The sequence below is a fragment of the Halotalea alkalilenta genome (assembly GCF_001648175.1).
GTDB classification, from domain to species: domain Bacteria; phylum Pseudomonadota; class Gammaproteobacteria; order Pseudomonadales; family Halomonadaceae; genus Halotalea; species Halotalea alkalilenta_A.
On record NZ_CP015243.1, the window covers coordinates 1930704 to 1943848 of the forward strand.

Consider the following 13145-nt stretch of genomic DNA (forward strand, 5'->3'; position numbering starts at 1 on the left):
TTTTGTGTCAATTGCATTCAGTGGTCATTTGTTTTCTTGCCCGCTCGTCGGCTTCGTCGCGATGGATGCGTTTGCGCATGGTCTGTGGTCGATGAATGGCCGCAGGCGGGATCGACGTGCGCTGTGATCGGAGTCGTTGATCGACGCGGATCGCCTCGGTTTGGCGGAGTAATCGTCTGGTGGCAGTGGAAGAGTCAAGTCAAACAAATGTTCAAGAAAGGCTCTTTTTGTCGAGCTCGAGAGGGCGTTATTGGGTCTGTGTCATGTCGAGGGCATAGCGCCCTACTGATCTAAACGAAGTGTTTATTAGCTATTAATTACATAACAATCAATTAGTTGAAAATGACCTGCCTAAATTCTCAGTTGTTTTTGCCGAGGGCATGGATCAATGATTATCCGAATCCGGAGCTCATTCAGTTGAGCGTCAATTGATCATATGAATATCGGCAGGAGGTCACTATGACTGAATCGACGGCGTCGGCAGCCAATCCTTCGACGATGGTGGAAATTCCCAAGACGATGAAGGCCATCGTTGCCTATGCCCCCGGTGACTATCGCTTCGAAGAGGTGCAGGTGCCCGAGATCGAGGAGCGTGAAATCCTGGTCAAGGTCGAGGGCTGCGGGATCTGTGCCAGTGACCTCAAATCTTTCGGTGGCGCGCCAAGCTTCTGGGGGGATGAGATCCAGGCGCCTTATATCAAAGCGCCTATGATTCCTGGCCATGAATTCATTGGCCGGGTGGTCAAGGTCGGCGCCGAGGTCACTGATTACCAAGTTGGAGACCGCATCATCTCGGAGCAGATCGTACCGTGCTGGAAGTGTCGATTCTGTAACCGTGGGCAGTACTGGATGTGCGAGAAGCACGATCTCTACGGCTTCCAGTACAACGTCAATGGCGGCATGGCCGAGTACATGAAGTTTACCAAGGAAGCGATCAACTACAAGGTGCCCGAGGAGCTCTCGATCGAGCAGGCGATCCTGATCGAGCCCTATGCCTGCTCGCTGCACGCGGTACAGCGTGCGCAGATCCAGCTCGGTGACGTGGTGGTGCTCTCGGGCTCGGGCACGCTGGGACTCGGCATGGTGGGTGCTGCGAAGAAGGCCGGTGCCGAGAAGCTGGTGGTGCTCGATCTATTCGACGAGCGGCTGGAGCTGGCGAGCAAGTTCGGCGCCGACCTGACTCTCAATCCCAGGCGCGACGACGTGGTCTCGATCATCAAGGAGATGACCGAGGGGTATGGCTGTGACGTCTACATCGAAGCCACGGGACACCCGAAATCGGTCGAACAGGGCTTGGCGATGATCAGGAAGCTGGGGCGGTTCGTCGAGTTCAGCGTGTTCAAGGATCCGGTGTCGGTGGATTGGAGCATCATCTCCGATCGCAAGGAGCTCGACGTGCTCGGCTCACACCTGGGGCCTTACTGCTATCCCCTGGTGATCGAGGGGATCCGCAACGGCGACTTCCCCACCGAAGGCGTGGTCACGCACAAGCTGCCGCTTGCGAACTTCATGGATGGGTTCGAGCTGATGAAAATTGGCGATAAGTCATTGAAGATCATACTAGTTCCCTGATTTTACGCCATGCGCAAACCGAACTGGCGCTCGAAAGCACACCGTGGATAGCAGCGCGTGTGCGATGAGCGGCTAACCAATGCCTCACCCTGAAACAAAGAGGTCATCTTCCATGAGCTCACGAGCTGGTACGAGAGCAGCGGCCCATCCCCGAAAAAGAATCGGCGCTGGTGTTTTGTTCGCCGCCGCGATTGTGCTCGTGGGGGCAATGGCCTGGGATACCAAAGTCATAGAAGTCGGGGGAGAAGACGAGCTCCAAGACGGCAGTTTTTCAGCCGAGCGCTATGGCGAGGAGCAGTTCATTCGCATCCAGGCCAGCGTCGAGGAACGAGCGGTCGATGCTGAGGAGCTTGCCAATGCGATTGCGGAAGACCAGACCGCTGCGGGCAGTCGGTACGGCGTGCCAACGGGGGTCGCTCCAGCCATCCCGGTCAGGTTTACGGGCGTTGTCGGTGAGGGTCGCTCCGGCATCTACGTGGTCGATGTTAGGGGCGTGCCCGAGGATTTGACCATCCGTGTCCAGACGGGGCCGGCGATCAACGGCACAGATCTGCGCGATGCCACTGGCGACATTGGATTTGGACAATTCACCAACCAGATCGAGTATCAGAATGCTGGGTCGGCGATCAACGAAGCGATGAAGAATCAGGTGCTATCTGAGATAGATGCGAGCGATTTGAGTGGAAAGAATATCTCGGTCACTGGGGTATTCAAGCTGGTAAATCAGAAAAACTGGCTCATTACGCCGGTCAGGATAAGTGTGCAATGAGTCAGGTCTATTCGATCATGGGTGACGTGCGATGAGCCAGATCTATGTCTGTGAGGATCTCGCTGGAGAAGTCGCTATGTCGGCGCGAAATATCGCCAAATCATTCGGCAACATCCATGCTTTGAAAAACGTGAATTTCGACATCCATCGCGGACAGGTCACTACTCTATTTGGTGAGAACGGTGCCGGAAAGTCGACGCTGATGAAGATCCTTTCCGGCGTCATACAGCCCACTTCGGGTGAGATCCTCCTGGAGGGCGAGCCGGTGAGCTTTTCCTCGACCACGCAGGCGCAGCGACACGGCATCTCGATCATCCACCAGGAGCTGAGTCTTGCACCCAACCTGAGCGTTCGCGACAACATCTTCCTGGCCCGTGAGCTGGGTGGTGCGACGGGCATCGATTATGCCGAGGAGGAGCGTCAGACGAGGCTTTTGATGGAAGAGTTGGACGAGGCGATCGATCCGTCGACTCCTGTGGAGGATCTTCGACTGGGACAGCAGCAGATAGTCGAGATCGCCCGGGCGCTATCGATCGATTCACGCATCTTGATCATGGACGAGCCTACTTCGGCGCTGAGCGCATCGGAAGTCGAGGTGCTGTTCCGGGTCATCGGTGACCTGAAGAGCCGCGGCGTCTCGATCGTTTATATCTCTCATCATCTCGAGGAAGCGCTGCAGATCACCGATCACGCGGTGGTGCTGCGCGACGGCACGATGACCGCCTACGCCAAGCGTGAGGAGATCGACCTCGAATGGATCGTGCGTCATATGGTCGGCGAGAACTTCGATCTCGGCTCCCCGCCGGCTGGCCACAGCCTGGGCGAGGTCACCCTGGCGCTCGAGCAAGTCTCGGTGCGGGATGTCACCGTCCCGGAACGTTCGGTCGTCGACCGATTCTCCTTGAACGTGCGCGCCGGAGAGATCGTCTGCATCTACGGGCTGATGGGGGCCGGGCGCACCGAGCTGCTCGAGTGCGTGGCGGGGCGCGTGCCGATGAGCGAGGGGCGGATCCTGCTCGAAGGCGAGGAGATATCCGGCCTGAGCATCGCCAGGCGGATCGAAAAGGGGCTGGTGCTGGTTCCCGAGGATCGCCAGCGTGATGGTCTGGTTCAGACCATGTCGGTAGGGCAGAACCTGTCGCTTGCGAGCATCCAGGCTTTTACCAGATGGATGTTCACCTCCTTGCGGCGTGAGCAGAGCGTCATCCGCGACTCGATCAGCAGTGTGCACATCAAGACCGACGGCGCGGAGGCGGAAATCGGGTCGCTCTCCGGCGGCAACCAGCAGAAAGTCGTCATCGGCAAGATGCTTGCCACGCAGCCCAGGGTGGTGCTGCTCGACGAGCCGAGTCGCGGGATAGACATCGGCGCCAAGTCGGAAGTGTTCAAGCTGCTGCGCGAAGGCGCCGCTCAAGGCCTGGCCGTGGTGTTTTCGACCTCCGAGGTCGGCGAGTGCCTGAGTATCGCGCATCGGGTCGTGGTGATGAGTCGCGGCAGGATCTCTGCGGAGTTCGGCGCCGATGTGACCAAGGAAGAGATCATGGCTGCCTCGGGCGAAGCCGTGGTCGCTTGATTCAATCTCATAGCGGAGTCACCACCATGCCTGATGTCAGCCACGCCAACGCTAAGGCGCGATCGGGGGTGCCCAGAGGCAACATCGATCTGGGGCGCATATTGCTCGAGGGCCGCGCCTTCTTCGCCCTGATCGCGATCATCGTCATCTTCTCGGTCCTGTCACCGGTCTACTTCTCGACCAACAACTTCCTCACCATGTCGTCCCACGTGGCGATTTTCGGGCTGCTCTCCATTGGCATGCTGCTGGTCATCCTGACCGGCGGTATCGATCTGTCCGTTGGTTCGACGATGGGGCTTGCGGGAGTGGTCGCCGGCTTCCTGATGCAGGGTGTGAGCTTCGAGTCCCTTGGCATCGTGGCCTATCCGCCGGTATGGGTGGTCGTCATTCTGACCTGTGCGCTGGGGGCCTTCGTCGGCTCGATCAATGGGGTGCTCATCGCCTACTTCAAAGTGCCGGCCTTCATCGCCACGCTGGGACTTTTGTATGTCGCGCGCGGTGTGGCCTTGCTGATGACCGACGGGCTCACTTTCAACAACCTCAGTGGCCGGCCGGAGTTGGGCAACACCGGGTTCGACTGGCTTGGTTTCAATCGCCTCTTCGGCATTCCGGTTGGTGTGTTGATCCTCGCCGTCGTCGCGATCCTGTGCACCTTCGCGCTGAACCGGACGCCCTTCGGGCGCTGGGTCTACTCCACCGGTGGCAACGCCCGCGCGGCCGAGCTCTCCGGCGTGCCGGTCAAGCGAGTTCAGGTGTCGGTCTATGTCCTCTCAGGGATATGTGCCGCTATCGCAGGTCTGGTGCTGTCGTCGCAGCTGACCTCGGCCGGGCCGACCGCGGGCACCACCTACGAGCTGACCGCGATTGCCGGCGTGGTCATCGGCGGTGCTGCGCTGACCGGCGGCCGGGGTAGCGTTCGCGGCACGCTGCTGGGTGCCTTCGTGATCGGCTTTCTCTCCGATGGCTTGGTGATCATCGGTGTCTCGTCCTACTGGCAGACGGTGTTCACCGGTGCGGTCATCGTGTTTGCCGTGCTCTTGAACAGCCTCCAGTACGGCGGGAGAAGAAAGCGAGCGCGACCTCCCAGCCAAGCGTCCTCACCACCGCAGAGCACCGCTGCCCGGCGGGAGAATCCTGCCGCGCAAAGCACCGCCGGCGAGCCGGCCTCGAAACCGTGAAACAAAGGTGATCCATCATGTTCATGAACGCAAAGCGCCTGCTGATCACTGCCGCCCTCGCCGTGAGCGTACCGCTGCTGGGGGGGAACGCCCTGGCCCAGGATAATGGGCTGATCTCGATCATCGTCAACGATCCCTCCAACCCCTATTGGTTCACCGAGGGCAAGATCGCGAGGGAAACCGCCGAGGAGCTGGGCTACCGAGCCAACGTCAGCGCCCACGTGGGTGATACCAATACCGAAAGCAACCAGATCGATACCGCGATCACCAACCGGGCCAAGGCCATCATCCTTGACCCTGCCAATGCCGACGGTTCCATCGGTGCCGTGCGCAAGGCCGTCAATGCCGGCATTCCGGTGTTCATCGTCAATGCTGAGATCAATCAGCAGGGGCTCGCCAAGGCGCAGCTGGTTTCCAACAATGCGCAGGGAGCGGCGCTGGGCGCCCAGCAGTGGGTGGAGGCGATAGGCGACTCGGCCAACTACGTCGAGCTCAAGGGGGCGCCCTCCGACAACAACGCAGCGACCCGCTCGAATGGTTACCAGACCGTGCTCAGCCAGTACCCCGACTTGCAGGTGTTGGCCTCGGATGTGGCGAACTGGGATCGCACTGAGGGGTTCAACAAGACCCAGAGCATGCTGCAGGCCAATCCCGATATTCAGGGCTTGATCAGCGGCAACGACGAGATGGCGCTGGGTGCGATCGCCGCACTCAAGCAGACGGGGAGGCTGGGTGACGTAGTGGTCGGTGGGTTCGACGGCTCCCCCGATGCGGTCGAGGCGGTCAAGGCCGGCGAGATGGCCTATACGGTGCTCCAGCCGGTGGCGGTGTTCTCCGAGAAAGCGGTCCGCCTCGCCGACGAATTCATCCGCACGGGCAACATCGACATCGATGGCGAGAAGCAACTGTTCGACTGCTTCCTCATCACCCAGGACAACGTGGACCAGTACACTGCGCCATTCGTGCTCGAACAGTGAGGCTGGCCAGGGCGCTCTTCACCTGAGCCTTTGAGCGTCCTGGTCAAGCGTTGTCAGGCGTAGCGGCACCGTTAGACCGTGCGGTGGATCTTCTGGATTGCTGTGGGAGTGCCGAGGTTGGTTCAAATAGTTTTTTAATTCCCACTTAAAACCAAAGGACAATACAGGTGCGCTTTCTGCGGGCTTAAAGTTCGCCTCAGCCTTGATGAGGAGACCGGTCCCATGCGCACGCCTATATACAAAATACTCTATGTGCAGGTGCTCGCGGCGATCGCCGTCGGGATCCTGCTCGGCCACTTCCAGCCTGACCTGGGCGTGGCGATGAAGCCTTTCGGCGATGCCTTCATCCAATTGATCAAGATGGTGATCGGCCCGATTATCTTCTGCACCGTGGTGACCGGTATCAGCGGCATGGGGGATATGAAGAAGGTGGGTCGGGTCGGCGGCAAAGCGCTGATCTACTTCGAAGTGGTATCGACCCTGGCACTGGTGATCGGGTTGGTCGCCGGGTTCGTCTTCCGTCCCGGCGACGGCTTCAACGTCGATCCTTCGACCCTCGATGCCTCCGCGGTCGCCAAGTACACCGCCGCTGCCGGTGAGTCCCATGGGCTGGTCGACTTCCTGATCGGGATCATCCCGCACACCATCACCGGCGCTTTCGCCGATGGCAACATTCTCCAGATCCTGCTGGTCGCGATCCTCTGCGGAGCCGCGCTCTCGGCGCTGGGGGAGAAAGGGGCGGCGGTGACCGGGGCGCTCGAGAAGGTCACCCAGGTGCTGTTCAAGGTGGTCGGCTTCATCACCCGGGTGGCGCCGATCGGTGCCTTCGGCGCGATGGCCTTCACCGTCGGTAAGTACGGGATAGGCTCTCTCGGCCAGCTGTTCGAGCTGGTGGCGAGCTTCTACATCACTGCGGTGCTGTTCGTGCTGGTGGTGCTCGGTACGGTGGCGCGCCTGGTCGGCTTCAGCATTCTGCGGTTCATCGCCTACATCAAAGAGGAGCTCTTGATCGTGCTCGGCACCAGCTCCTCGGAGTCGGCGCTGCCGCAGCTGATCCAGAAGATGGAGCGCGCCGGCTGTCCGCGCTCGGTGGTTGGCCTGGTGGTGCCCACCGGCTACTCGTTCAACCTCGATGGCACCAACATCTACATGACCCTGGCGGTGCTGTTCATCGCCCAGGCGACCAACACCGAACTGGGCATGATGCAATTGGTCACCATTTTGCTGGTGGCGATGCTGACCTCGAAAGGCGCCAGTGGCGTGACAGGGGCCGGGTTCATCACCCTCGCGGCGACCCTCTCGGTGGTGCCCGACCTGCCGGTCGCGGCGATGGTGCTGATTCTCGGGGTCGATCGCTTCATGAGCGAGTGTCGCTCGCTGACCAACTTCGTCGGCAACGGCGTGGCCACGCTGGTGGTGTCGGCCTGGGAGGGGCAGCTCGATCGCGACCGCCTGCAGGCGGCGCTGCGCGGTGAGCCGCTGGCGGTCGAGCCCGTGGCCGATGACGTCGCCCCCGTGTCGGCTACGGCTCGTTCCGGCGAGACGGACCCGCTCAAGGCGCATTGAGCGTCTGTTCAGAGGTACTGGATCGGACCCGGCAGCGACCCCGTTTCGTCGCTGCCTGGGACGAACCGAAACGTCTCGGTAGTTGTCTGAAACATTTGCTCACCGCGCAAGGCTACAGTCCGATGGCCTCCATGGGTGACACTATCGTCTCAGTCCCCAGCCGAGAGACGAACGCCATGCTCCCTGAGTCTTCCATTTCCCCGCGCTCCCCGCAGCACTCCTCGGCTTCATTCGGCTGGCGCCTGATCAATGATGAGCGCGCCTTTCGAGAAGCTTTCCTGCGCAGGCTCACCGATTGCCTTCCCGCGCCGCGGCGCGGGAAGCGGCGCTGCTCCCGGCACGACTGAACCAAGCGTGGCCCGCCTGGGCTGCTAGAATCAGTCCTATGCCCCTCCCGTCGCACAATCACAGGAACGCACGATGAGCATCGATCCCCAAGCTGGGCACCTGCCCGACGAGCGCCGGTTGGCCAACTTGCCGCGCCTGGTGTCCCGCTACTACACCCAGCGTCCCGACCCGGAGGATCCCGCGCAGCGGATCTCCTTCGGCACCTCCGGGCACCGGGGCTCGTCGCTCGCCGACAGCTTCAACGAGTGGCACATCCTCGCAGTGACCCAGGCGATCTGCGACTACCGCGCGGCGCAGGGCATCGATGGGCCGCTGTTCATCGGCATGGATACCCATGCGCTCTCGGAGCCGGCCTTCGTCTCGGCGCTCGAGGTGCTCGCCGCCAATGGTATCGAGACCCGTATCGATGCAGGCTGCGAGGAGACCGGCGGTGCGCCCGGCTACACGCCGACGCCTGCGCTCTCCAATGCGATCATCGAGTGGAACCGCGGGCGTAGCAGTGGGCTCGCCGATGGCATCGTGATCACGCCTTCGCACAACCCGCCGGTGGACGGCGGCTTCAAGTACAACCCTCCCAATGGCGGACCGGCCGACACCGGGGTGACCAAGTGGATCGAGCAGCGCGCCAACGCACTGCTCGCCGCCGGCCTCGAGGGCGTCGAACGGCTCGACTTCGATCGCGCGCTGGCGGCACCGACCACCCAGCGCTTCGACTTCATCGAGGGCTACGTCGGCGGGCTCGAGCAGGTGATCGACTTCGAGGCGATCCGCGGCGCGGGGTTCAGCTTCGCGGTCGATCCGCTCGGCGGCGCGGGGGTGCACTACTGGCCGCGGATCGCCGAGCGCTACAAGCTGCCGCTGGAGGTGCTGTCCACCCGGGTCGATCCGACCTTCCGCTTCATGCGCCTCGACTGGGATGGCAAGATCCGCATGGATTGCAGCTCTCCTTATGCGATGGCCGGGATGATCGAGAACAAGGACCGTTTCGACGTGTCGTTCGCCTGCGACACCGATCATGATCGTCACGGCATCGTCGCCCGCTCGGTGGGACTTTTGAACCCCAATCACTATCTGGCAGTGGCGATCGAATACCTCTTCACCCATCGCCCCGAGTGGGGCGCGGATGCGGCGATCGGCAAGACCCTGGTCTCCTCGTCGATGATCGATCGCGTCGCAGCCGGCCTCGGCCGCCGCGTGGTCGAGGTGCCGGTGGGCTTCAAGTGGTTCGTCGATGGCCTGATCGAAGGCAGCCTCGGCTTCGGCGGCGAGGAGTCGGCCGGCGCCTCCTTTCTGCGCAAGCGCGGCGGCGCCTGGTCGACCGACAAGGATGGCCTGATCCTCGGGCTGCTTGCCGCGGAGATCACCGCCGTCACCGGACGCGATCCCGGCGAGCGCTACCAGGCGCTGACCGAACGCTACGGCGCGCCGGTCTACCAGCGTATCGACGCTGCCGCCGATCGTGAGCAGAAGGCCAAGCTCGGCAAGCTCTCCGCGGAGCAGGTCAGCGCCAAGGAGCTCGCTGGCCAGCCGATCACCCAGATACTCACCGAGGCGCCCGGCAACGGTGCCGCGATCGGCGGGCTCAAGGTGGTCACCGAGAATGGCTGGTTCGCCGCGCGCCCCTCCGGCACCGAGGACGTGTACAAGATCTACGCTGAGAGCTTCGAAGGGGAGGCGCACCTGAAGCGCATCCAGGAGGAGGCGAAAGCGCTGGTCGACGGCGTGCTCGCGAGCTGATTTTCATCGTTCGGATCACGAGGCCGGCGCGTCATGCGCCGGCCTCGTTGCGTTGGCGGCGAGGGCCGGCCAGCGGTCGGAATGGTCGGGCGGGCACCAGGGGGAGGGCCCCTGGTGCTCGGGCTCAGCAGAGCGCGTCGAGCTTCTGCTTGAGCAGGGCGTTGACCTGCTGAGGGTTGGCGGTGCCGCGCGAGGCCTTCATCACCTGCCCGACGAAGAAGCCGAGCATCTTGCCGCGCTTCTCCTCGGTGGCTTCGCGATACTGGGTGACCTGCACCGGGTTGGCTTCGATCACCTGGTCGATCACCTGCGCCAGGGCGCCGGAATCGGTGACCTGTTTGAGTCCTTTGATCTCGATTACTTGGTCGGCGTTCTCGAAGCGGCGTTCCCACAGATCGGAGAAGACCTGCTTGGCCGCCTTGCCGTTGATTGTCTCGTCCTTGATCCGCTTGAGCAGGCCGCCGAGCTGCTCGGCGCTGACCGGGCTCTCGCCGATGGAGAGCCCCGCGCGGTTGAGCCGGGCGGAAAGGTCGCCCTGGACCCAGTTGGCCGCGAGCTTGGGATCATCGCAAGCCGCCATCACCTGCTCGAAGTACTCCGCGGTGTCGCGATCGGAGGCCAGGATGTCGGCATCGTAGGTCGAAAGCCCGAGCTGCTCGATGAAGCGCTCGCGCTTGGTGCCCGGCAGTTCCGGCAGCAGGCTGCGCTGGTGGTCGACATAGGCCGAGTCGAGCATCAGCGGCAGCAGGTCGGGGCAGGGGAAGTAGCGATAGTCGTTGGCCTCCTCCTTGGTCCGCATGCTGCGGGTCTCGTCCGCCTCGGGGTCGAACAGGCGGGTCTCCTGCACCACCTTTCCTCCCTCTTCGAGCAGATCGATCTGGCGCTCGACCTCGAAGGCGATCGCACGTTCGACGAAGCGGAACGAGTTGACGTTCTTGACCTCGGCGCGGGTGCCGAAAGCCGCCTGGCCCTTGGGCCGCACCGAGACGTTGACGTCGCAGCGCATCGAGCCTTCGGCCATGTTGCCGTCGGAGATGCCGAGATAGGTCACCAGGGTGTGGATCGCCCGCAGGTAGGCCGAGGCCTCCTTGGCCGAGCGCATGTCGGGTTCGGAGACGATCTCGAGCAGCGGCGTGCCGGCGCGGTTGAGGTCGATCCCGCTCATACCGATGAAGTCCTCGTGCAGCGACTTGCCGGCGTCCTCCTCGAGATGGGCGTGGTGGATGCGAATCGCCTTGCGGCTGCCGTCCTCGAGCAGGATCTCGACCGTGCCACGACCGACGATCGGCTGCGCCATCTGGCTGGTCTGGTAGCCCTTGGGCAGGTCCGGGTAGAAGTAGTTCTTGCGCTCGAACACCGAGACTTCGGGAATCTCGGCATCGATCGCGAGGCCGAAGCGCAGGGCCATCGCCACCGCGTTCTCGTTGAGCACCGGCAGTACCCCGGGCAGACCGAGATCGACCGCGCAGGCCTGGGTGTTGGGCTCGGCGCCGAAGGCGGTGGAGGCACCTGAGAAGATCTTCGAGCGGGTCGCCAGCTGGACGTGGACCTCGAGCCCGATCACGGTTTCCCATTGCATGTCGTTCATCCTTGGCAATCTCGTCTTCAGTCCTGCACCGGACGGCGCTGGTGCCAGTCAGTGACCTTCTGGAAGGCATGGGCGACGTTGAGCAAGTGCGCTTCGGCGAAGTGCGGCGCGAGAATCTGCAGGCCGACCGGGCGGTTGCCGACGAAGCCCGCCGGTACGCTGATCCCCGGGATCCCGGCGAGGTTGATCGCAATCGTGTAGATGTCCTGGAGGTACATCGACACCGGGTCGCTCTGGGCGCCGAGGGCGAAGGCCGGGGTCGGCGCGGCCGGGCCCATCAGTACGTCGACCTTGTCGAAGGCGTCGAGGAAGTCCTGGCGGATCAGTCTGCGCACCTGCTGGGCCTTGCGGTAGTAAGCGTCGAAGAAGCCTTCCGAAAGCGTGTGGGTGCCGATCAGGATGCGCCGCTTGACCTCCTCGCCGAAGCCTTCGGCGCGCGAGCGCTTGTAGAGGTCCTCGAGATCCAGCGGATTGGCGCAGCGATGGCCGAAGCGCACGCCGTCGTAGCGCGAGAGGTTCGACGACGCCTCGGCCGGGGCGATCACGTAGTAGGTCGGGATCGCGAGGTCGGTATGCGGCAGGCTGACTTCGACCACGCGGGCGCCGAGCGATTCGTAGACCTTGACCGCATCGCGCACCGCCGCCTCGACCCCGGGATCGAGGCCGTCGCCGAAGTACTCGGTGGGCAGGCCTATCTTGAGCCCGTCCAGCGGGGCGTCGAGGTCGCGGGTGTAGTCGGGGACCACCCGCGAGACGCTGGTCGAGTCGCGCGGGTCGTGGCCGGCGATGGCGTTGAGCAGCAGCGCGCAGTCCTCGGCCGAACGCGCCATGGGTCCTGCCTGGTCGAGGCTCGACGCGTAGGCGATGATCCCGTAGCGCGAGACCCGTCCGTAGGTCGGCTTGAGCCCGGTGATGCCGCAGAACGCCGCCGGCTGGCGGATCGAGCCGCCGGTGTCGGTGCCCATCGCCGCCGGCACCAGGCCGGCGGCGACCGCGGCGGCCGAGCCGCCGGAGGAGCCGCCTGGGACCAGAGAGTGATCCCAGGGGTTCTTGACCGGGCCGAAGTGGCTGTTCTCGTTCGACGAGCCCATCGCGAACTCGTCCATGTTGGTCTTGCCGAGGCTCACCGTGCCGGTGGCGGCGAGTTTCTCGACCACGGTGGCGCTGTAGGGTGCGACGAAGTTGCCGAGCATCTTCGAGCCGGCGGTGGTAAGCACGCCTTCGGTGCAGAAGATGTCCTTCAGCGCCAGCGGCATGCCGGCCAGCACCCCGGCCTCGCCGCGGGCGCGCTGGGCGTCGGCGGCCTCGGCGCGTTCCAGCGCCTGGTCCCGGGTGACGGTGACGAAACTGTTGATCTCGGGGTCGAGCCGCTCGATCCGCGCGAGCAGTCCGCGGACGAGCTCGACGCTCTTGAACTCGCCCGCGGCCAGGCCGCGAGCCATCTCGGCGAAGGTCAGGTCTAACATTCTTCGGCTGTCTCTGCAGTGACTATGATGGAGCGCCGCGCGCGAGCGGCGCATCGCGCTGGCTTCACTCGACGACGCGGGGCACCAGGTAGAGCCCCTCGCTGACCGCCGGCGCGCAGCGCTGGTAGACGTCGCGACGGTCGGGTTCGGTGACCTCGTCGGCGCGCAGCGGCTGGGTGGCGTCCAGCGGGTGGGCGAGCGGTGCCACGCCCTCGGTGTCGACCTCGCGTAGGCGGTCGACCATGTTGAGGATCCGCGACAGATCGTCGACGTAGCGATCGGCGTCCGCGTTGTCCAGGCCAAGGCGCGCGAGATGGGCGGCGCGCAGCACGTCTGCGTGTTCAATCGCCATGCGATTATCCTGTTGGGCT

General features: G+C 63.3%; 10 protein-coding genes. 7 read left to right on the forward strand and 3 right to left on the reverse strand.

The genetic code is table 11. The annotated features are described in order from the left end of the window. The first annotated feature begins 459 nt into the window (after nucleotides 1–459). The 7 genes from A5892_RS08470 (at nucleotide 460) to pgm (ending at nucleotide 9720) form a co-directional block, all read left to right on the forward strand. Nucleotides 460–1572 (forward strand): MDR/zinc-dependent alcohol dehydrogenase-like family protein, encoded by a 1113-nt coding sequence (locus tag A5892_RS08470; protein ID WP_223302832.1) that lies wholly within the window; start codon nucleotides 460–462, stop codon nucleotides 1570–1572. Nucleotides 1573–1684: 112 nt separating this feature from the next. Then, entirely contained in the window at nucleotides 1685–2341 is a 657-nt protein-coding gene (locus A5892_RS08475; RefSeq protein ID WP_064122440.1) for a DUF2291 family protein, read from the forward strand. A 31-nt stretch (nucleotides 2342–2372) separates the two neighbouring features. Next, nucleotides 2373–3914, forward strand: coding sequence for a sugar ABC transporter ATP-binding protein (locus A5892_RS08480; protein ID WP_064122441.1), 1542 nt, complete (start codon nucleotides 2373–2375; stop codon nucleotides 3912–3914). Nucleotides 3915–3940: 26 nt separating this feature from the next. After that, complete coding sequence (locus A5892_RS08485) at nucleotides 3941–5092, forward strand: ABC transporter permease (protein WP_064122442.1); 1152 nt, start codon at nucleotides 3941–3943, stop codon at nucleotides 5090–5092. A gap of 17 nt (nucleotides 5093–5109) precedes the next feature. After that, the gene (locus A5892_RS08490; RefSeq protein ID WP_064122443.1) at nucleotides 5110–6069 is read left to right on the forward strand and encodes a D-ribose ABC transporter substrate-binding protein; all 960 of its coding nucleotides are present in this window, start codon (nucleotides 5110–5112) and stop codon (nucleotides 6067–6069) included. 222 nt (nucleotides 6070–6291) lie between these two features. Beyond that, entirely contained in the window at nucleotides 6292–7635 is a 1344-nt protein-coding gene (locus tag A5892_RS08495) for a dicarboxylate/amino acid:cation symporter (protein WP_082890341.1), read from the forward strand. Nucleotides 7636–8055: 420 nt separating this feature from the next. Next, the gene (gene pgm, locus A5892_RS08500) at nucleotides 8056–9720 is read left to right on the forward strand and encodes a phosphoglucomutase (alpha-D-glucose-1,6-bisphosphate-dependent) (protein WP_064122444.1); all 1665 of its coding nucleotides are present in this window, start codon (nucleotides 8056–8058) and stop codon (nucleotides 9718–9720) included. A gap of 124 nt (nucleotides 9721–9844) precedes the next feature. Here pgm and gatB read toward each other — a convergent pair whose 3' ends face one another. From gatB to gatC, 3 genes are all read right to left on the reverse strand, one after another. Continuing rightward, the gene (gene gatB / locus A5892_RS08505) at nucleotides 9845–11299 is read right to left on the reverse strand and encodes an Asp-tRNA(Asn)/Glu-tRNA(Gln) amidotransferase subunit GatB (RefSeq protein ID WP_064122445.1); all 1455 of its coding nucleotides are present in this window, start codon (nucleotides 11297–11299) and stop codon (nucleotides 9845–9847) included. Nucleotides 11300–11325: 26 nt separating this feature from the next. Then, the gene (gatA, locus tag A5892_RS08510) at nucleotides 11326–12774 is read right to left on the reverse strand and encodes an Asp-tRNA(Asn)/Glu-tRNA(Gln) amidotransferase subunit GatA (RefSeq protein WP_064122446.1); all 1449 of its coding nucleotides are present in this window, start codon (nucleotides 12772–12774) and stop codon (nucleotides 11326–11328) included. Between the two features lie 64 nt (nucleotides 12775–12838). Then, entirely contained in the window at nucleotides 12839–13126 is a 288-nt protein-coding gene (gene gatC / locus A5892_RS08515; protein ID WP_064122447.1) for an Asp-tRNA(Asn)/Glu-tRNA(Gln) amidotransferase subunit GatC, read from the reverse strand. Nucleotides 13127–13145: the final 19 nt, after the last annotated feature.

What these genes read in the sequence shown, in the direction of transcription:
- A5892_RS08470 (WP_223302832.1), top strand. Translation starts at nt 460, where the DNA reads ATGACTGAATCGACGGCGTCGGCAGCCAATCCTTCGACGATGGTGGAA.
- A5892_RS08475 (WP_064122440.1), top strand. Translation starts at nt 1,685, where the DNA reads ATGAGCTCACGAGCTGGTACGAGAGCAGCGGCCCATCCCCGAAAAAGA.
- A5892_RS08480 (WP_064122441.1), top strand. Translation starts at nt 2,373, where the DNA reads ATGAGCCAGATCTATGTCTGTGAGGATCTCGCTGGAGAAGTCGCTATG.
- A5892_RS08485 (WP_064122442.1), top strand. Translation starts at nt 3,941, where the DNA reads ATGCCTGATGTCAGCCACGCCAACGCTAAGGCGCGATCGGGGGTGCCC.
- A5892_RS08490 (WP_064122443.1), top strand. Translation starts at nt 5,110, where the DNA reads ATGTTCATGAACGCAAAGCGCCTGCTGATCACTGCCGCCCTCGCCGTG.
- A5892_RS08495 (WP_082890341.1), top strand. Translation starts at nt 6,292, where the DNA reads ATGCGCACGCCTATATACAAAATACTCTATGTGCAGGTGCTCGCGGCG.
- pgm (WP_064122444.1), top strand. Translation starts at nt 8,056, where the DNA reads ATGAGCATCGATCCCCAAGCTGGGCACCTGCCCGACGAGCGCCGGTTG.
- gatB (WP_064122445.1), bottom strand. Translation starts at nt 11,299, where the DNA reads ATGCAATGGGAAACCGTGATCGGGCTCGAGGTCCACGTCCAGCTGGCG.
- gatA (WP_064122446.1), bottom strand. Translation starts at nt 12,774, where the DNA reads ATGTTAGACCTGACCTTCGCCGAGATGGCTCGCGGCCTGGCCGCGGGC.
- gatC (WP_064122447.1), bottom strand. Translation starts at nt 13,126, where the DNA reads ATGGCGATTGAACACGCAGACGTGCTGCGCGCCGCCCATCTCGCGCGC.